This is a genomic window from Mycobacterium sp. Panama NTM2 (assembly GCF_054355555.1).
Map to the genome: position 1 here is coordinate 2,105,952 of NZ_CM135953.1, position 16,340 is coordinate 2,122,291.

Genomic DNA, 16,340 nt, shown 5'->3' on the forward strand with positions numbered 1-16,340 from the left:
TCTGTGTCGGTGCCGGGCCAACCACAGACCGATCCTGTGGTCCCGCGCGCTCGGGTGGCGAACCTGGCCAATGCCCTGACCGGGGTTCGTCTGATCCTGGTTCCGGTGTTCCTGGCCTTCCTCTTCGTCGGTGACGGTCACGAATTTTTCTGGCGGACAATGGCTTTCACCGTTTTCACGGTGGCCGTCATCACCGACCGGCTCGATGGGGCGCTGGCCCGCAGCTACGGCATGGTGACCGAGTTCGGCACGCTCATCGATCCGCTCGCCGACAAGGCCCTCATCGGAGCGGCGCTGATCGGACTCTCGATACTCGGCGACCTGCCGTGGTGGGTGACCGCGGTGATACTGGCCCGCGAACTCGGAGTGACCCTGCTACGCCTGGTGGTCCTGCGTCACGGCGTCATCCCGGCCAGCCGCGGGGGCAAGCTCAAGACATCGGTGCAAGCCGTCGCGATCGGGTTGTTCATCCTGCCGCTGTCCGGGGCCTGGTCCACGGGTGCGTGGATCGTCATGCTCGCCGCCGTGGTGCTCACCGTCCTCACCGGCGCCGACTACTTCATTTCGGCGGTGAGGGACTCCCGTGGCCGACCCGCTCGTCAGTGACCCGCTCGTCAGCGACGACGCCCGCTCCCTCGTCGCCGATCTGACGGTGCGCCGCCAGACCGTGGCCACGGCGGAGTCGCTGACGGCCGGACTGGTCGCGGCGACGCTCGCGGGCGTGCCGGGAGCGAGCGCGGTGTTGCGCGGCGGCCTCATCACCTACACCGTCGACACCAAGATCAAGCTCGCCGGCGTCGCCCCCGAACTCCTCGCCGACGTCGGTCCGGTGGCCGAGCCGACCGCACGGGCCATGGCCGTCGGCGCGCAGCAGCGCTGCGGCGTCACGTGGGGAGTGGGACTGACCGGTGTCGCCGGCCCGGAACCGCACGGCGGGCATCCCGTCGGCACGGTGTTCGTCGGGTTCGCGGGACCCGTCGGTGCCGAGGTGCTGGCTCTGCACCTCGACGGCAGCCGCTGGCAGATCCGGATCGCCGCGGTGCACGCAGCGCTGCAGCGGCTGCGCACACTCATCGAAAACCAGTGAGAGAACCAGCGCGCCGGATTCCCGGGAACCATCCGGGGTCCGTCGTGCGTTGGCACGGATAGCACGCCACGATGGGGCTGCAAGTGTTGCGGCCCCGAAGCTGACGAAGGAGAGCGCGATGACGACACTGCTGCGCGAAGTGATCGGCGACGTGTTGCGGCGCGTGCGCGTCGAGCAGGGGCGCACCCTGCGCGAAGTTTCCGACACCGCGCGGGTCAGCCTGGGCTACCTCTCCGAAGTGGAGCGCGGCCGTAAAGAAGCCTCCAGCGAGCTGCTCAGCGCCATCTGCGGAGCCCTCGACGTCCCGCTGTCCCGCGTGCTGTCCGAAGCCGGCGACGACATGGCGCTCGAGGAGTCGCGCGCCGAGGTCAGCACCTCCCGGATCGACGCCAGCACCAAGGTGGTCATCCCGCAGGCTGTCATGGCGGTCGCCTGACCCGGCAGGGGTGTGGCGAGCTGTCCCGAACCGATAAATTGGGTACCTGCGATGACAGGCGACCCGCGCTGGTGACCCTGTTCCACTGACCCGAGACTTCGAGAAGGCGGAAACGTTCTCATGGCCAATCCGTTCAGCAAGGCGTGGAAGTACCTGATGGCGCTGTTCAGCTCCAAGGTCGACGAGTACGCCGACCCCAAGGTGCAGATCCAGCAGGCGATCGAGGAGGCCCAGCGTCAGCACCAGGCGCTGACCCAGCAGGCGGCCCAGGTGATCGGGAACCAGCGCCAGCTCGAGATGCGGCTCAACCGCCAGCTGGCCGACATCGAGAAGCTCCAGGTCAACGTCCGTCAGGCGCTGACGCTGGCCGATCAGGCCGTCGCCGCCGGGGATGCCGCCAAGGCCACCGAGTACAACAACGCGGCCGAGGCATTCGCCGCGCAGCTGGTGACGGCCGAGCAGAGCGTCGAGGACCTCAAGGGCCTGCACGACCAGGCCCTGCAGGCGGCCGGCCAGGCCAAGAAGGCCGTCGAGCAGAACGCGATGGTGCTGCAGCAGAAGATCGCCGAACGCACCAAGCTGCTCAGCCAGCTCGAGCAGGCCAAGATGCAGGAGCAGGTGAGCGCGTCCCTGCGGTCGATGAGCGAGATCGCCGCGCCGGGCAGCACGCCCAGCCTCGATGAGGTGCGCGACAAGATCGAACGCCGGTACGCCAACGCGATGGGCGCCGCCGAGCTTGCTCAGAACTCGGTGCAGGGCCGCATGATGGAGGTCCAGCAGGCCAGCGTCCAGATGGCCGGCCATTCGCGGCTGGAACAGATCCGGGCCTCCATGCGCGGCGAGCAGCTGCCCGCCGGCTCGGCCCAGACCCCGGCGACCCCGGCGCAGTCGCCGGCGACCCCGGCCGCCAATCCGACACCGGAAAACCCGCTGTCGCAATAACATTCACGGGAGCATGTGGTGAGCACTCGGACCCGACGACCCGACGCCTGGCGTTCACTGGCCCAGCGGGGCATCGACACTGCCGCGGAGTGGTCGGGCGCGCTCGCCGACAAGCTGAACGCCGCCGCCGATCCCCGCGCCAAACTTCTGCGCAAACGTCGCTGGGCGTTGCGCCTCGGCGTGTTCTTCGCGCTGTCGTCGGCGTTCTGGGTGGGCGTGACCGCGCTGCTCGCATCGTGGAACACGCCTGTGTGGGCGTTGTTCATCCCGTCGCCGATCGCGGTCGGCGCCGCGTTCCTCGCGACCTTGGCGTTCCTGCGGTACCGCTGGCTGCGCGGTGAGCCGTTGCCGCCGGCCCGCAGCGGTGGTGTGCGACGCTTGCCGCCGTGGGGATCGGCGGCACGAGCCCCCATGGCGGAGCTGGCGTCATCCGAGCGCGGGCTGGTGTCTCTGCTCGGGGTCATGGAACGCGGTCGCCTGCTGCCCGACGAGGAGCTGCGCGACCTGCGTGCCGCTGCCGAGCGGACCGCCGCCACGATGTCGGCGACCGCCGCCGAAGTGGTGTCGATGGAGCGCACGGTCAGCTCCGCCCCGCAGGCCCGATCCCACCTGACGCCCACCGTCGCGGCGTTCTCCGCGCAGCTCGACCGCGGCGCCCGCCAGTACAGCGACATGGTCTCGGCGGCCGCCCAGCTGGTGTCGGCCGCGAACTCGGGCTCGATGTCGAGCTCGCCGATGGTGCAGCGGCGCTACCGCGACGAGCTCACCTCCGCCACCGACCGGCTGACCGGATGGGCGCAGGCGTTCGACGAGCTGGGCCGGCTGCGCGGCGCCTGACGACGGGTCAGAAGCGCGGCCGCAGGGCCGGGATGATCGCCCCGACCAAGGCCTTCAGCGGTGCCTTGACCATCACGTCGACCATGTCGAAATAGTCCCGCCACAGCCTGATCTGGCCGTCGCGTATCTCGAACGCTCCGCACACCCAGAACTGCAGCCGCACGGGCCCCAGGAGGATCGCATCGGTGCGTTCGGTCAGCACCGTGTCGCCGTCGGCGGCGACACGGTGAAACGTCACCGCGAAGCCCACCTTGCCCTCGCCGCGCCGCAGCAATCCCATGATCCGCGCGCGTCCCCGGATCGACGGCAATCCGACGTTCTGCCACACCAAGTCCGGGGCGGCCAGTGATTCGACGGTGTCGAAGTCCTCATCGGCGAGCGCGAGCAGGAACTTGCGGACCAGCGCGGCGTTGTCGGTGATCGGCAGCAGGGCCTCATCGGTCATACCGATCGACCCTAACGGCAGGTGCTGTGGCAGGGTAGCCCGCATGCGTGTCGCGGTGGTCGCCGGACCGGATCCCGGTCACGCGTTCCCGGCCATTGCACTGTGTCAGCGTTTCCTGGCCGCCGGTGACGAGCCGACGCTGCTGACAGGCACGCGGTGGCTGGACACGGCGCGGGGGGAAGGGTTCGACGCCGTCGAACTCGACGGGCTGCGGGTCATGACCGGTGACGACGACGCCGACGCGGGCGCGAAGATCCACGAACGTGCCGCGCGCATGGCCGTCCTCAACCGTGAGCGCATTCAGGCGCTGAAATCCGATGTGGTGGTGTCCGATTCGATCACCACGTGCGGGGGACTGGTCGCCGATCTGATCGGTGTGCCGTGGATCGAGCTGAACACCCACCCGCTGTACCGGCCATCCGAGGGGTTGCCGCCACTGGGCAGCGGCCTGGCCCCGGGAGTCGGGGTGCGCGGACGCGCGCGCGATGCCGTCCTGCGCTCGCTGAGCGCGCGGTCCTGGAAGGCGGGGCTGCGGCAACGCGCCGCCGTGCGTGTGCAGATCGGCCTGCCCGCCGCCGACCCCGGGCCGCTGCGCCGGTTGATCGCCACCCTGCCGGCGCTGGAGGTGCCGCGGCCCGATTGGCCGGCCGAGGCCGTCGTCGTCGGCCCCCTGCACTACGAGCCGACGACGGCGCTGCTGGACGTGCCGGCCGGGAACGGACCCATGGTGATGGTCGCGCCGTCCACGGCGAGCACCGGCGCCGTCGCGCTCGCCGATCTGGCGCTGCAGACCCTGGTGCCCGGGCAGGTGCTGCCCGGCGGTGCGCGCGTCGCCGTGTCACAACTGCATCCTCCGGAGGAGGAGGTGCCCCCGTGGGCCGTGGTCGGGCTGGGTCGTCAGGACGAACTGCTGTCTCGCGCGGATCTGCTGGTCTGCGGCGCCGGACACGGCATCGTGTCGAAAGCGCTGCTCGCCGGTGTCCCGATGGTGGTGGTCCCCGGTGGCGGCGACCAGTGGGAGATCGCGAATCGGCTTGTCCGCCAGGGCAGTGCGGAACTCGTGCGGCCGCTGAACCCGGACACCTTGAGCGCGGCCACCGCCCAGGTGCTGGGGTCGGCGCGCCATCGAGATGCCGCGGTACGCGCCGGGGCGACCGCCGGGGCAGTCGCCGACCCCGTCGGAGTGTGTCACGAGGCACTCCGGGCGTCCGCGTAGGTTGGGCCTGTGCGGCTGACGGAATTCCACGAACTCGTCGAGCGCCAGTTCGGCGCGGTGCGCGCGTCGTCGATGCTCGTCGACCACGTCCTGACGACGATGGGCGGGCGGACCGCCGCGCAGGCCATCGAGGACGGTGTCGAACCCCGAGATGTGTGGCGCGCGCTGTGCGCGGACTTCGACGTGCCGCGCGACCAGTGGTGAAACGGTTATCGCGGAGCGAGCGCCCGCCCGAGGAACTCCAGTTGGTCGGCCTTGACCTTCGGGTCGTGATAGATGTCGAAGTGGCCGTAGGGGTAGTGCAGTAGTTCCCCGCGCGGGGCGCGCCGCGCCGCCTTGACCGTGGGCCCCGGCGGGGTGACCTTGTCGTCGTCGCAAACGCAGATCAGCAGCGGCATGGCCAGCTGTGCGGTCTTCGCCCCTGGCCTGTAGAGACCCAGCCGTAGCCCGACCCGGGCGCTGAACTCGTTGCGCCACAACGACTTCGCACCGACGATGGCCTCGAAGCCCGGCTGCGCATCCGGGGATGTCATCGCGGCGAAGGCGCCCGGTTTGCCGACAGCTGCCAGCAGGTGGGGTGGGCGGCCGCGCCAGGCGCCGAGCTGATCCCGCAGCCCCGCGACCAATGCCTTCGGGACGAACGCGGGTGGTTGGACCCGCAGCGTCGCGAGCCCGTCGGTGAACGGCGCCTGTGAGACCACCGCAGCGATGCGTGCGTCGGCGGCGGCGACGGCCAGGACGTGCCCGCCGCTGAACGACGAGCCCCACAGCGCGATCCGGTCGGGGTCCACGCCGTCCAACTGACGGGCCCACGCCACGACGGTGTGGTAGTCCGTCTGCTGCATCCCGATGTCGAGCAGCTGCCGGGGCGTGCCGGTGGATGCGCCGAACCCGCGGTAGTCGAACACCACCACGACGTATCCGGCCTGGCAGAAGGCTTCGGCGTACTCGGGAAGGCCGTCGTCGCGGGTGGCGGTGAAGCCATGGGCCATCACGATGCACGGGGCTTGAGCGGTCGGGCCGGAGCCGTCGGGCCGGTACAGGTACGCGGCGAGTTGGTCGGCACCGGCCGGGATGCGAACGTCCTCAGGCGTGGTCACGAACGGAAACGCTAGCCGGTCGGCGTGTCCGCTTGAATCGAACACGTGTTCGTCTACTGTGGGTAGAGTTCGACCCCGGGACTTGTCGGTGCCCTGGCCTAGCGTCACGACCAACCGATCGAGAACCGGTCGACAACGACTACCCGGAGAGGTACATCATGGCGCAGCAAGCCCCCGATCGCGAGAAGGCCCTGGAACTGGCGCTCGCGCAGATCGACAAGAACTTCGGCAAGGGCTCGGTGATGCGGCTGGGCGAAGAGGTCCGCCAGCCGATCTCGGTCATCCCGACCGGCTCGATCTCCCTGGACGTCGCGCTCGGCATCGGCGGTCTGCCGCGCGGGCGCGTCATCGAGATCTACGGCCCGGAGTCCTCCGGTAAGACCACGGTGGCCCTGCACGCCGTCGCCAACGCCCAGGCCGCCGGCGGGATCGCCGCCTTCATCGACGCCGAGCACGCACTGGACCCCGAGTACGCCAAAAAGCTCGGCGTGGACACCGACGCGCTGCTGGTCAGCCAGCCCGACACCGGTGAGCAGGCGCTCGAGATCGCCGACATGCTGGTGCGCTCCGGAGCGCTCGACATCCTGGTCATCGACTCGGTGGCGGCCCTGGTGCCCCGCGCCGAGATCGAGGGCGAGATGGGTGACAGCCACGTCGGCCTGCAGGCCCGCCTGATGAGCCAGGCGCTGCGCAAGATGACCGGCGCGCTGAACAATTCGGGCACCACCGCGATCTTCATCAACCAGCTCCGCGAGAAGATCGGCGTCATGTTCGGTTCGCCCGAGACCACCACCGGCGGTAAGGCGTTGAAGTTCTATGCCTCGGTGCGCTTGGACGTGCGCCGGATCGAGACGCTGAAAGACGGCACCGACGCGGTGGGCAACCGGACCCGGGTCAAGGTCGTCAAGAACAAGGTGTCGCCGCCGTTCAAGCAGGCCGAGTTCGACATCCTCTACGGCAAGGGCATCAGCCGCGAGGGTTCGCTCATCGACATGGGTGTCGAGCACGGCTTCATCCGTAAGTCCGGCTCCTGGTTCACCTACGAGGGTGAGCAGCTGGGGCAGGGCAAGGAGAACGCCCGCAATTTCCTGCTCGAGAACGTCGACGTCGCCAATGAGATCGAGAAGAAGATCAAGGAGAAGCTCGGTATCGGCGCCGTCGTGACGGATGACGATGTCCTCCCCGCTCCCGTCGACTTCTGATCGCGCCGAGCAGGCGCGGGCGGTGTGCCTGCGCCTGCTCACCACGCGAGCGCGCACGCGTGCCGAGCTGGAGACGCAGCTCACCAAGCGCGGCTATGCCGAGGACGTCACCGCCCAGGTGCTCGACCGGCTCACCACGGTCGGCCTGATCGACGACGAGGACTTCGCCGAACAGTGGGTGCGGTCGCGACGACTGCATGCGGGGAAAGGCAAGCGCGCCTTGGCTGCCGAGCTGCGCACCAAGGGCGTCGACAGCGAGGTGATCAGCGCGGCGCTGTCCGGGATCGACGCGGGCGCCGAACGAACTCGTGCCGAGCAGTTGGTCCGCGACCGATTGCGACGGGAGAAGCTCGGTGACCCGGGAGACCGCGACGCCGAGAACAAGGTGGCGCGCCGACTGGTCGGAATGTTGGCACGGCGCGGCTACAGCCAGACGATGGCACTCGACGTCGTCACCGCGGAACTGGCGAACGAGCGGGAGCGGCGCCGGGTCTAGCGTGCCGCGCTCAGGTCGGCGGTCAGGCTGCGGGTGACGACGCGGCGCACGGCGATGAGCGTGACGACGCCGAGAATCGCCGCCCACGACAGGTCGACGCTCAACCGGAGAAGGCCGGCGGCGGTGAACAACTCGATCATCGCGCGCAGCGCGGTCACAGGCTGTCGAAAGACGAGCAGAGCGGCCACGCCGATGGTGATGCCTGCAATGGCCAGACACCACGATGCGTTCACGACGACGCTCGAGACGACGACGCTCATGGCGGGGATGCGGGGCGTCGCTGTGTGAGCGCCTCGATCTCCCGCTGCTCCTGGGCGATCTCTCGGTTGAGGAAGTAGTTGAGCACCGTGCGGATCGCCGCGATCGCTGCGAGCTTTCCGATCTCCGCGAACGACGGGGAGATCGCGGTGCGCAGCACATCGGCGGCGAGCTGGAATTCCAGCCCGAGTACCAGAAACCGCGCGAGCGACAATCGCACCGACGAGAACTGATTGATGTCGCGCCGACCCAGTGCGGCAACGAATTTCACGATCGCCACCAGCGCGCCGATCATGATGACGATCGCGCCGCAGGCCTCGATCAGCCGCACCATGGTGTCGACCAGGGTGCGCAGGGCCGATTCGGGAAGGAGGTCCCACGCCGCGAGTGTGCGGGTCATACGCCGCGGCTGCGTTCGCCGGCCAGCTCCAGCGGCTCGGGTTCCATCGGCGCCGAGCCCTTGCGGGACCGCCGCAGCCGCGCCTCCAACCGGGTGGCCAGCCACGACAGCGTGATGTTCAGACAGACCATCAACAGCGCGATCACGATCAACGCCGGGATGTAGTTGCCGTAGGACGACCCGACATTGGCGCCTTGGCGCACCAGTTCGACGAACGTGATCTGGTAGCCCAGTGCGGTGTCCTTCAAAACGACGACGACCTGGGACACCAACACCGGCAGCATCGAGGTGACCGCCTGGGGGAGCAGGATCGACCGCATCGTCTGCCCTGAGGTCAGCCCGAGCGCCGAAGCTGCCTCGGCCTGCCCCCGCGGCAAAGCGTGGACACCGGCGCGCACGATCTCGGCGATGACGGCGCCGTTGTACAGCGTCAGACCCGTGATGACGCCTGCCAACGCCAGGTACTTCGACGCGAAGACGTCGTAGTTGGCGTAGAGGAAGTAGGCGAAGATCATCATGATCAGAACGGGCACCGCGCGGAAGAACTCGACGATGACCGCCGACACCCAGCGGATTCCGCGGTGCGTCGACAACCGGCCGACCCCCAGCAGGAAGCCCAGCACCAGCGCCAACGCGATCGAGACTGCGGCGGCGGTCAGCGTGCCCTTGACGCCCGGCAGGATGTAGGTGCGCCACAGGTCGGCGGTCAGGAACGGCTCCCACTTCGCGGCGGTCAGCTGCCCCTTCTCGTCCAGCCGGGTGTAGACCAGCCACGCGATCGCGACCACCACGACGACGGTGAGGGCCGACACCAGCCGATTGCGCAGGCGCGCCCTCGGGCCCGGCGCGTCGAAGAGAACCGACGATGCGGTCACGTGAGGTCACCCTCCTTCCGCGAGCAGACGCGAACTCGAGCAATTCGAGCCCAATTCACGCGAGTTCGTGTCTGCTCGCGGAAGAGAACAGTCACCTCGCCACCGCCAGTCGCCGACCCAGCCAGCTGAACAGCAGACCCAGCGGCAGGGTCAGGATCACGAAGCCCAACGCGAAGATCGAGCCCACCACCAACACCGCCGCGGTGTTCTCGATCATCTCCTTCATCAGCAACGCAGCCTCGGCCACCCCGATCGCCGAGGCGATCGTCGTGTTCTTGGTCAGCGCGATCAGGACAGAGCCCAGCGGAGCAATCACGGCACGAAACGCCTGCGGCAACAAGATGATTCGCAGGTTCTGGGAAAACGTCAGCCCGAGTGAGCGTGCCGCCTCGGCCTGCCCGAGGGGGACCGTGTTGACTCCCGAGCGCACCGTCTCACACACGAACGACGCGGTGTAGACGGTGAATCCGAGGACGGCCAGACGGAACCCGCTGTCGGCGATGAACGTCGGCGACGTCCGGTCGGCCAGCGTGATGCCGAGCGTCTGCGCCAGCCCGAACGAGCAGAACAACACGATCAGCGTCAACGGTGTGTTGCGGACGATGTTGACATATGCGGTGCCCAGCCAGTTCAGCATGGGCACCGGCGCCAGCCGCATCGCAGCCAGCGCCGTGCCCAACACGAGCGCGCCGATCGCCGAGAACACCGTCAGCTGAATCGTCGTCCAGAACGCCGCGAAGATCTCGGATCGGTACTCGGTGAAGATGTCCACTTCCGTGCCGGACCGGCGACTACTTGTCGAGCGGCGGCGGCGCGGGCGCCGTGATCCCGGCCGGCCCGAGGTTCTTGTCGAACGCCGCCTTCCAGGCCCCGCTGTCCTCCATCTTCTTCAGCGCGTCGTTGATCTTGGTCTTCAGCTCGTTGTCGTCCTTCTTCAGCCCGATGCCGTAGCGCTCCTCGGAGAACGGCTCACCCACGATCTTGAACGTGCCGGGGCTCTGCGCGGCGTAGCCGGCGAGAATCACCTCGTCGGTGGTGACCGCGTCCACCGCGCCGTTCTTGATCGACTCGATGCACGCCGAATAGGTGTCGAACTGCTGCAGCTGCACCTTCGGGTATTCGTCCTTGATCTTCTGCGCCGGCGTCGACCCCGAGACCGAGCACAGGATCTTGCCCTCCAACGAGGCCTTGCCGGTGATGTCGTTGTTGTCGGCCCGGACGAGCAGGCTCTGACCGGTGATCAGGTACGGGCCCGCGAACGACACTTTCTCCTTGCGCGCGTCGGTGATCGAGTAGGTCGCAGCAATGAATTTCACCTGGCCGTTCTGGATGAGGTTCTCCCGCTGCGACGACGGGGATTCCTTCCACTCGATCTTGTCCGGGGCGTAGCCGAGTTCGCCGGCCACGTAGGTCGCGACGTCGACGTCGAACCCGCTCATCGTGCCGTCGGGGTTCCTCATGCCCAGGCCCGGCTGATCGAACTTGGTGCCGATGACGATGGTGTCGCCACCCCCGCCACCGCCTCCGCCGGTGCCACCACCGCCGCACGCAGTCGCGGCGAACGGCAGGGCGGCGGCCAGCGCGAGTGCGGCTATCGCGCGCGGGGAGAAAGCCATGATCAGGTGTTTCCTTTCGCAATCAGTGATGCAGGATCTTGCCGAGGAAATCTTTGGCGCGCTCCGACGTCGGATTGTCGAAGAACTGCGCGGGTTCGGCGTTCTCGACGATCGCTCCGTCGGCCATGAACACCACACGGTGGGCGGCGCGCCGGGCGAAACCCATCTCGTGGGTGACCACGAGCATCGTCATACCGTCGGCCGCCAGGTCGGTCATCACGGAGAGGACCTCGTTGATCATCTCCGGGTCCAGTGCGCTGGTCGGTTCGTCGAACAGCATCACCTTCGGGTTCATCGCCAGCGACCGTGCGATCGCGACCCGCTGCTGCTGCCCGCCCGAGAGTTGCGCGGGGTACTTGTCGGCCTGGTTGGCCACCCCGACCCGTTCCAGCAGCGACATCGCCGCCGTGCGGGCGTCGCCGCGGCCCTTCTTGCGCACCTTCACCGGGGCGAGCATGACGTTCTCGACGATCGTCTTGTGGGCGAACAGGTTGAACGACTGGAACACCATGCCGACGTCGCTGCGCAGCTGGGCGAGTTTGCGGCCCTCCGCGGGCAGCGTCTGCCCGTCGATCGTGATCGTGCCCGAATCGATCGTCTCGAGCCGATTGATGGTGCGGCACAACGTCGATTTGCCGGACCCCGACGGGCCGATCACGACGATGACCTCACCCTTGCCGACATCGAGATCGATGTCCTGCAGGACGTGCAGGGAGCCGAAGTGCTTGTTGACCGCCTTCATCGAGATCATCGGCACGTCAGGGGACTCCCTGGGGCTCTCCATGGGTGGTGACCTTACCCAGGGAACGCACACATGGCCCCGCAACCGGAGCAATCTGCGCCCGAGCGGGCCACCCAGCGCGCCGCCGTAGGATGGTCGCCGTGACTTCGGTGGTGACCAGGCAGGGCGACGCTTCGGCAGCCGAGCGCCCGGCACGCACTTTCCAGGTCCGCACCTACGGCTGCCAGATGAACGTGCACGACTCCGAGCGCCTGTCCGGCCTGCTCGAAGAGGCCGGCTACCAGCGCGCCGCAGACGACGCGGACCCCGACATCGTGGTGTTCAACACCTGCGCGGTCCGGGAGAACGCGGACAACAAGCTCTACGGCAACCTGAGTCACCTCGCGCCCCGCAAACAGGCCGATCCCGACATGCAGATCGCTGTCGGCGGCTGCCTGGCCCAGAAGGACCGCGACGCGGTGCTGCGCAAGGCGCCGTATGTCGATGTCGTGTTCGGCACCCACAACATCGGCTCTTTACCGGCTCTGCTCGACCGGGCGCGGCACAACCGCACCGCGCAGGTGGAGATCGCCGAAGCGCTGCGCGAGTTCCCGTCCTCGTTACCCGCACGCCGCGAATCCGCCTATGCGGCGTGGGTGTCGATTTCGGTCGGCTGCAACAACACGTGCACGTTCTGCATCGTTCCCTCGCTCCGCGGCAAAGAGGTGGACCGCCGGCCCGCAGATGTGCTGGCCGAGGTGCGGTCACTCGTCGACCAGGGCGTGCTGGAGATCACGCTGCTCGGCCAGAACGTCAACGCCTACGGCGTGTCGTTCGCCGACCTGGATCAGCCCCGCGATCGCGGCGCATTCGCCAAGCTGCTCCGCGCGTGCGGACAGATCGACGGGTTGGAGCGGGTGCGGTTCACCTCGCCGCACCCGGCGGAGTTCACCGACGACGTCATCGAGGCGATGGCCGAGACCCCGAACGTGTGCCCCACCTTGCACATGCCGCTGCAATCCGGTTCGGACCGGGTGCTGCGGGCGATGCGGCGCTCCTACCGGGCGGAGCGATACCTCGGGATCATCGACCGGGTCCGCGCGGCGATCCCGCACGCGGCGATCACGACCGACATCATCGTCGGCTTCCCCGGGGAGACCGAAGAGGATTTCCAGGCCACCCTCGACGTCGTTGCGGCGGCGAGATTCGCCAGCGCGTTCACGTTCCAATACAGCAAGCGACCGGGCACCCCGGCCGCCGAGCTGCCCGATCAGATCTCCAAAGATGTTGTCTCGCAGCGCTATCAGCGACTGATCGAGCTTCAGGAGAAGATCTCGTGGGAGGAGAACTCGGCGCAGATCGGCCGAACCGTCGAGGTGCTCGTCGCCGCGGGGGAGGGCCGCAAGGACACCGCCACCGCCCGCATGTCCGGCCGTGCACGCGACGGCCGGCTCGTGCACTTCGCGCCGGGGCCTGACGCTGCGGCGATCCGTCCCGGCGACGTGGTCGTCACCACGGTCACCGGCGCCGCGCCCCACCACCTGATCGCCGACGCGAGCCTCACCTCCCACCGGCGCACCCGCGCCGGTGACGCACACGAGAGTGGGCAGCGGCCCCGCACCGGAACCGGCCTCGGTATGCCCGGGATCGGCGTGCCCGTCCAGCCCGCCGTCGCGACCGGGTGTGCCCGATGAGCGGCCGCCCCGACGACTTCGACCACCTCCGCGAAGACCTCGAGAAAGCCGAGCGCCGAATCGCCCGGGAGATCGACCCGGGACCCCGCGCGCTGGCCATCGCGATCTTCGTCTTCGCCCTGCTGGCCACGCTCGCGTTGCCGCACGCCGGTGACGCACGCGGTCTGGACGTGCTGGCCGGCTCCGACGCGGCGCACGCCAGCGCCATCGCGTTGCCGCACAAGGTGTTCGCCTGGTTGGCGCTGGTGTTCGGCGGGGGCTTCTCTATTCTCGCGCTGCTGACCCGGCGCTGGGCGCTGGCGTGGATCGCGCTCGCCGGCTGCACCGTGGCGTCGTTCCTCGGACTGCTCGCCGTGTGGTCCCGCCAGACCGCGGCCGCGCCCTATCCCGGTCCGGGCATCGGACTGCTGATCGCCTGGTTCGCGGTCATCCTGCTCGCCTACCACTGGGCCCGCGTGGTGGCGGCGCGAACCGCGCTGCAGCTGGCCACCGAAGAGCACCGTCGCCGGCTGCTCGCCGAACGGGAGAACCGGGGCCTGCTCGACACCTTCGGCGACGACGACCCGCCGGCGACGTGACCGCTAGCGCCTCTTCTCGAGCGCCTCTGCCGCCGCCTCGGCCCACTGCCGCCACTGCTGTGCGCTGGCGCGGGCCTGTTCAGCGTCCTTGACACGACCCGCCGCTTCGGCTTTCTCGGCCTGGCGTTCGAACTGCTCGGCTCGTTCCCGGAACTGGTCCGCGCGTGCCTGCGCCTCCGGATCCACGCCGCCGGTCGGAGCGTCGCGGATCTTCTTCTCCACCGCACGCATCCGGCGCTCCAGCTCGGGCGCACGCTCCCGCGGGACCTTGCCGATGGCATCCCACTTGTCGCCGATGACCCGCAGAGCGGCACGGGCGGCGTCGCGGTCGGAGGGATCGATCCGTTCGGCCTCGGCCAGCAGGGCCTCCTTGGCCTGCGCGTTGGCTGCGAACTCCGCGTCGCGCTCGGCGTTGGCGGCGTTGCGAGCAGAGAAGAACTTGTCCTGCGCGCCCTTGAAACGCTGCCACAGCGCGTCGTCGACGTCTTTGGCGGCGCGGCCCGCCGCTTTCCACTCCGTCAGCAGATCCCGGAACGTCGCCGAGGTGGCGCCCCAGTCGGTGGAGTCACTGAGTTCCTCGGCGCGCACACACAGCGCTTCCTTGGTCTGCCGCGCGCCGGCGCGTTCCCGGTCCAGTTCGGCGAAATGCGAACCGCGGCGCCGGTTGAACGTCTCGCGCGCGGCCGAGTACCGCTTCCACAGCGCGTCGTCGGTCTTGCGGTCGACGCCGCTGATCGTCTTCCACTCGTCGAGGATGGCGCGCAACCGGTCCCCTGCGGCCTTCCACTGCGTCGCGGTGGCGGCCAGCTCCTCGGCCTCGACGGCGAGCGCCTCCTTGCGCGCGGTCTGCTGGGCGCGGAACTCCTCGCGCCTGGCCTTCTCCTCCTGCGAGGCGCTGTCGGCCTGGGTGACGATCGCCGCCAGCCGCTCCGACAACGAATCGACGTCTCCGAGCACGTGAGCCTCGGGCAGGCCCTCCGCCAGCGCCAACGCCGCGGTGCGGATCTTGCGGGCATCGCCCGAACCCGACGCCAGCCGACGCTCGAGGAGCACCACTTCGGTGTGCAGATCGTCGAAGCGGCGGCCGAAGTGCGCGTAGGCGGCTTCGGCATCGCCGGCCTGCCACGACCCGATCTGCCGCTCCCCGGCAGCGGTGATCAGCCACACCGTCCCGTCCGGGTCGACGCGGCCGAAACGGTGGGGATCGCTGGACGGCACCGTCGCGACGACCGGGGCGGCCGCCGGTGTCGCCGGGCGCGGAACGGGACGTGGCGGGCCGGGTTTGGGTCGCGCGCTCGACGGGCCGGGGCGCGGCGGCGAGGCCGTCGCAGAGCCTGTCTCGGGTACACCGGTGTCTGCGGATTCGCCCGGGCCGGTCGTCGTCATGTCATTACCTCGTGTCTCCGCGCGGGTCCCGCGCACCTGCCGCGCAACGCGGCGCCTGAAGATGGTGTGAACGCTATTCAAACAGGTCGCCCGGCGCTGCGCCCACGGCTTCGCCTCCACGGTCTCTAGGCTCGGTGCGAAATCGAATCGGGTGGGTCGGGAGGTGGTCGATGGCGAAGGCGGAGATCGCCGCCGTGCTGGCGTTGGCCGCGGCTCTGTTCATTGCCATCGGCGACGTCATCCACCAGCGCAGCGCCCACGACGTGACCGACGAACCGGTCGGCCACGTCGCTTTGTTCAGCCGGCTGCTCCGCGATGGGCAGTGGTGGCTGGGCAGCGGGGTCGCTGCCGTCGGCTTCGCGCTGCAGGCCGCCGCGCTGGGCCTGGGATCGGTGCTGCTGGTGCAGGCGCTGCTGGTGACCTCGCTGCTGTTCGCGCTGCCGATCAGTGCGCGGCTGGCGGGCCGGCGGGTGACCAACTGGCAGTGGTTGTGGGCGGCCCTGCTGGCCGCAGCGGTGGCCGTGATCGTGACGGTGGGCAATCCGACCGAGGGCGCGTCACGGGCGTCGCTGCACACATGGGTGTGGGTGGTCGCCGTGCTGGGGCCGGTGCTGGCGTTGTGTCTGCTGGTCGCGCAGGTGACCTCACCCACTGTCAGCGCGGTGCTGCTGGCGGTGGTCTCGGGCGCGCTGTGGGGGTTGTTCGCGGTGTTGACCAAGGCGGTGGTGACCCGCCTCGACCTGGGCAGCTGGGCCGGGATCGGCATGCTCGTGCGGACGCCCGAATTGTATGTGTGGGCGGCGGTCGCCATCGCTGGCACCGCGATGCAGCAGGCCTCGTTCCGGTCCGGGGCGTTGACGGCGTCGCTGCCCACGATGACGGTCGCCGAACCGGTGGTGGCCGGCGTGCTGGGCGTCGTCGTGCTCGGTGAGACGCTGCACCCCGGCGAGGCCGGGGTCTTCGTCCTGGTCGTCGCCGTCGTGGTGATGGTCGTCGCGACCGCGGCACTGGCCCGGGGGGAAGCGGCCACACGAGAACCCGGCTGAGCCGC

At 69.1% G+C, this 16,340-nt stretch carries 21 protein-coding genes; 12 read left to right on the plus strand and 9 right to left on the minus strand.

Translation table 11 applies throughout. The annotated features are described in order from the left end of the window. Positions 1 to 9: 9 nt before the first annotated feature. The 5 genes from pgsA (at position 10) to pspM (ending at position 3,302) form a co-directional block, all read left to right on the plus strand. Positions 10 to 606, plus strand: coding sequence for a CDP-diacylglycerol--glycerol-3-phosphate 3-phosphatidyltransferase (pgsA, locus tag ACXYX3_RS10015; protein ID WP_458611584.1), 597 nt, complete (start codon positions 10 to 12; stop codon positions 604 to 606). Next, positions 584 to 1,087: a CinA family protein gene (locus ACXYX3_RS10020; protein ID WP_458611585.1), complete on the plus strand. Its 504-nt coding sequence runs from the start codon at positions 584 to 586 to the stop codon at positions 1,085 to 1,087. Before pgsA ends, ACXYX3_RS10020 begins: the two co-directional genes overlap by 23 nt. A gap of 118 nt (positions 1,088 to 1,205) precedes the next feature. After that, positions 1,206 to 1,523: a transcriptional regulator ClgR gene (gene clgR / locus ACXYX3_RS10025; protein ID WP_241207184.1), complete on the plus strand. Its 318-nt coding sequence runs from the start codon at positions 1,206 to 1,208 to the stop codon at positions 1,521 to 1,523. 120 nt (positions 1,524 to 1,643) lie between these two features. Then, on the plus strand, positions 1,644 to 2,465 hold the full coding sequence (pspA, locus tag ACXYX3_RS10030; RefSeq protein WP_241207185.1) for a phage shock protein PspA: 822 nt from the start codon (positions 1,644 to 1,646) through the stop codon (positions 2,463 to 2,465). An 18-nt stretch (positions 2,466 to 2,483) separates the two neighbouring features. Next, positions 2,484 to 3,302, plus strand: a complete 819-nt coding sequence (gene pspM / locus ACXYX3_RS10035; RefSeq protein WP_458611586.1) for a phage shock envelope stress response protein PspM — start codon at positions 2,484 to 2,486, stop codon at positions 3,300 to 3,302. 7 nt (positions 3,303 to 3,309) lie between these two features. Here the strand turns inward: pspM and ACXYX3_RS10040 are convergent, their stop codons facing one another. Continuing rightward, complete coding sequence (locus tag ACXYX3_RS10040) at positions 3,310 to 3,747, minus strand: limonene-1,2-epoxide hydrolase family protein (protein WP_458611587.1); 438 nt, start codon at positions 3,745 to 3,747, stop codon at positions 3,310 to 3,312. A gap of 43 nt (positions 3,748 to 3,790) precedes the next feature. Between ACXYX3_RS10040 and ACXYX3_RS10045 the strand changes: the two genes are divergently transcribed. Beyond that, positions 3,791 to 4,963: a glycosyltransferase gene (locus tag ACXYX3_RS10045; RefSeq protein WP_458611588.1), complete on the plus strand. Its 1,173-nt coding sequence runs from the start codon at positions 3,791 to 3,793 to the stop codon at positions 4,961 to 4,963. Between the two features lie 9 nt (positions 4,964 to 4,972). Continuing rightward, positions 4,973 to 5,167 carry a DUF3046 domain-containing protein gene (locus ACXYX3_RS10050; protein WP_143817609.1) on the plus strand — a complete coding sequence of 65 codons (195 nt, stop codon included), beginning with the start codon at positions 4,973 to 4,975 and terminating at the stop codon, positions 5,165 to 5,167. Positions 5,168 to 5,172: 5 nt separating this feature from the next. Here the strand turns inward: ACXYX3_RS10050 and ACXYX3_RS10055 are convergent, their stop codons facing one another. Next, positions 5,173 to 6,063 carry an alpha/beta hydrolase gene (locus ACXYX3_RS10055; RefSeq protein WP_458611589.1) on the minus strand — a complete coding sequence of 297 codons (891 nt, stop codon included), beginning with the start codon at positions 6,061 to 6,063 and terminating at the stop codon, positions 5,173 to 5,175. Between the two features lie 158 nt (positions 6,064 to 6,221). Between ACXYX3_RS10055 and recA the strand changes: the two genes are divergently transcribed. Continuing rightward, the gene (gene recA / locus ACXYX3_RS10060; protein ID WP_143817607.1) at positions 6,222 to 7,265 is read left to right on the plus strand and encodes a recombinase RecA; all 1,044 of its coding nucleotides are present in this window, start codon (positions 6,222 to 6,224) and stop codon (positions 7,263 to 7,265) included. Continuing rightward, the gene (recX, locus tag ACXYX3_RS10065; protein WP_458611590.1) at positions 7,231 to 7,761 is read left to right on the plus strand and encodes a recombination regulator RecX; all 531 of its coding nucleotides are present in this window, start codon (positions 7,231 to 7,233) and stop codon (positions 7,759 to 7,761) included. The genes recA and recX overlap by 35 nt, the downstream gene beginning before the upstream one ends. Here recX and ACXYX3_RS10070 read toward each other — a convergent pair. The 6 genes from ACXYX3_RS10070 to ACXYX3_RS10095 all read right to left on the minus strand — a co-directional run bounded on the left by ACXYX3_RS10070 (position 7,758) and on the right by ACXYX3_RS10095 (position 11,661). Beyond that, entirely contained in the window at positions 7,758 to 8,021 is a 264-nt protein-coding gene (locus ACXYX3_RS10070) for a hypothetical protein (protein WP_241207191.1), read from the minus strand. The genes recX and ACXYX3_RS10070 overlap by 4 nt on opposite strands. Then, positions 8,018 to 8,419, minus strand: coding sequence for a DUF1622 domain-containing protein (locus ACXYX3_RS10075; protein WP_241207192.1), 402 nt, complete (start codon positions 8,417 to 8,419; stop codon positions 8,018 to 8,020). Before ACXYX3_RS10075 ends, ACXYX3_RS10070 begins: the two co-directional genes overlap by 4 nt. Then, positions 8,416 to 9,294, minus strand: a complete 879-nt coding sequence (locus ACXYX3_RS10080; protein WP_458611591.1) for an amino acid ABC transporter permease — start codon at positions 9,292 to 9,294, stop codon at positions 8,416 to 8,418. The genes ACXYX3_RS10075 and ACXYX3_RS10080 overlap by 4 nt, the downstream gene beginning before the upstream one ends. A 91-nt stretch (positions 9,295 to 9,385) precedes the next feature. Further along, entirely contained in the window at positions 9,386 to 10,066 is a 681-nt protein-coding gene (locus tag ACXYX3_RS10085; RefSeq protein ID WP_458611592.1) for an amino acid ABC transporter permease, read from the minus strand. 19 nt (positions 10,067 to 10,085) lie between these two features. Further along, positions 10,086 to 10,910: a glutamate ABC transporter substrate-binding protein gene (locus ACXYX3_RS10090; protein ID WP_241207195.1), complete on the minus strand. Its 825-nt coding sequence runs from the start codon at positions 10,908 to 10,910 to the stop codon at positions 10,086 to 10,088. Positions 10,911 to 10,932: 22 nt separating this feature from the next. Then, on the minus strand, positions 10,933 to 11,661 hold the full coding sequence (locus ACXYX3_RS10095; protein ID WP_458612037.1) for an amino acid ABC transporter ATP-binding protein: 729 nt from the start codon (positions 11,659 to 11,661) through the stop codon (positions 10,933 to 10,935). A 122-nt stretch (positions 11,662 to 11,783) separates the two neighbouring features. Here ACXYX3_RS10095 and miaB point away from each other — a divergent pair, with 122 nt between their 5' ends. Both miaB and ACXYX3_RS10105 read left to right on the plus strand, forming a co-directional pair. Beyond that, positions 11,784 to 13,325 (plus strand): tRNA (N6-isopentenyl adenosine(37)-C2)-methylthiotransferase MiaB, encoded by a 1,542-nt coding sequence (gene miaB, locus ACXYX3_RS10100; RefSeq protein ID WP_458611593.1) that lies wholly within the window; start codon positions 11,784 to 11,786, stop codon positions 13,323 to 13,325. Continuing rightward, the gene (locus ACXYX3_RS10105; RefSeq protein ID WP_241207196.1) at positions 13,322 to 13,903 is read left to right on the plus strand and encodes an Rv2732c family membrane protein; all 582 of its coding nucleotides are present in this window, start codon (positions 13,322 to 13,324) and stop codon (positions 13,901 to 13,903) included. The genes miaB and ACXYX3_RS10105 overlap by 4 nt, the downstream gene beginning before the upstream one ends. A gap of 3 nt (positions 13,904 to 13,906) precedes the next feature. On the opposite strand, the gene ACXYX3_RS10110 is transcribed toward ACXYX3_RS10105, so the two are convergent. Continuing rightward, the gene (locus tag ACXYX3_RS10110) at positions 13,907 to 15,289 is read right to left on the minus strand and encodes a DUF349 domain-containing protein (RefSeq protein WP_458611594.1); all 1,383 of its coding nucleotides are present in this window, start codon (positions 15,287 to 15,289) and stop codon (positions 13,907 to 13,909) included. 170 nt (positions 15,290 to 15,459) lie between these two features. Between ACXYX3_RS10110 and ACXYX3_RS10115 the strand changes: the two genes are divergently transcribed. Next, a complete protein-coding gene (locus ACXYX3_RS10115; RefSeq protein WP_458611595.1) occupies positions 15,460 to 16,335 on the plus strand; it encodes a DMT family transporter in 876 nt (291 codons plus the stop codon). Positions 16,336 to 16,340 lie beyond the last annotated feature (5 nt).

Bases quoted from the DNA above. Each gene is read 5' to 3' on its own strand.
- clgR (WP_241207184.1), top strand. From the start codon at position 1,206: ATGACGACACTGCTGCGCGAAGTGATCGGCGACGTGTTGCGGCGCGTG.
- pspA (WP_241207185.1), top strand. From the start codon at position 1,644: ATGGCCAATCCGTTCAGCAAGGCGTGGAAGTACCTGATGGCGCTGTTC.
- ACXYX3_RS10040 (WP_458611587.1), bottom strand. From the start codon at position 3,747: ATGACCGATGAGGCCCTGCTGCCGATCACCGACAACGCCGCGCTGGTC.
- ACXYX3_RS10045 (WP_458611588.1), top strand. From the start codon at position 3,791: ATGCGTGTCGCGGTGGTCGCCGGACCGGATCCCGGTCACGCGTTCCCG.
- recA (WP_143817607.1), top strand. From the start codon at position 6,222: ATGGCGCAGCAAGCCCCCGATCGCGAGAAGGCCCTGGAACTGGCGCTC.
- recX (WP_458611590.1), top strand. From the start codon at position 7,231: ATGACGATGTCCTCCCCGCTCCCGTCGACTTCTGATCGCGCCGAGCAG.
- ACXYX3_RS10070 (WP_241207191.1), bottom strand. From the start codon at position 8,021: ATGAGCGTCGTCGTCTCGAGCGTCGTCGTGAACGCATCGTGGTGTCTG.
- ACXYX3_RS10075 (WP_241207192.1), bottom strand. From the start codon at position 8,419: ATGACCCGCACACTCGCGGCGTGGGACCTCCTTCCCGAATCGGCCCTG.
- ACXYX3_RS10090 (WP_241207195.1), bottom strand. From the start codon at position 10,910: ATGGCTTTCTCCCCGCGCGCGATAGCCGCACTCGCGCTGGCCGCCGCC.
- ACXYX3_RS10095 (WP_458612037.1), bottom strand. From the start codon at position 11,661: ATGATCTCGATGAAGGCGGTCAACAAGCACTTCGGCTCCCTGCACGTC.
- miaB (WP_458611593.1), top strand. From the start codon at position 11,784: ATGGTCGCCGTGACTTCGGTGGTGACCAGGCAGGGCGACGCTTCGGCA.
- ACXYX3_RS10105 (WP_241207196.1), top strand. From the start codon at position 13,322: ATGAGCGGCCGCCCCGACGACTTCGACCACCTCCGCGAAGACCTCGAG.
- ACXYX3_RS10110 (WP_458611594.1), bottom strand. From the start codon at position 15,289: ATGACGACGACCGGCCCGGGCGAATCCGCAGACACCGGTGTACCCGAG.
- ACXYX3_RS10115 (WP_458611595.1), top strand. From the start codon at position 15,460: ATGGCGAAGGCGGAGATCGCCGCCGTGCTGGCGTTGGCCGCGGCTCTG.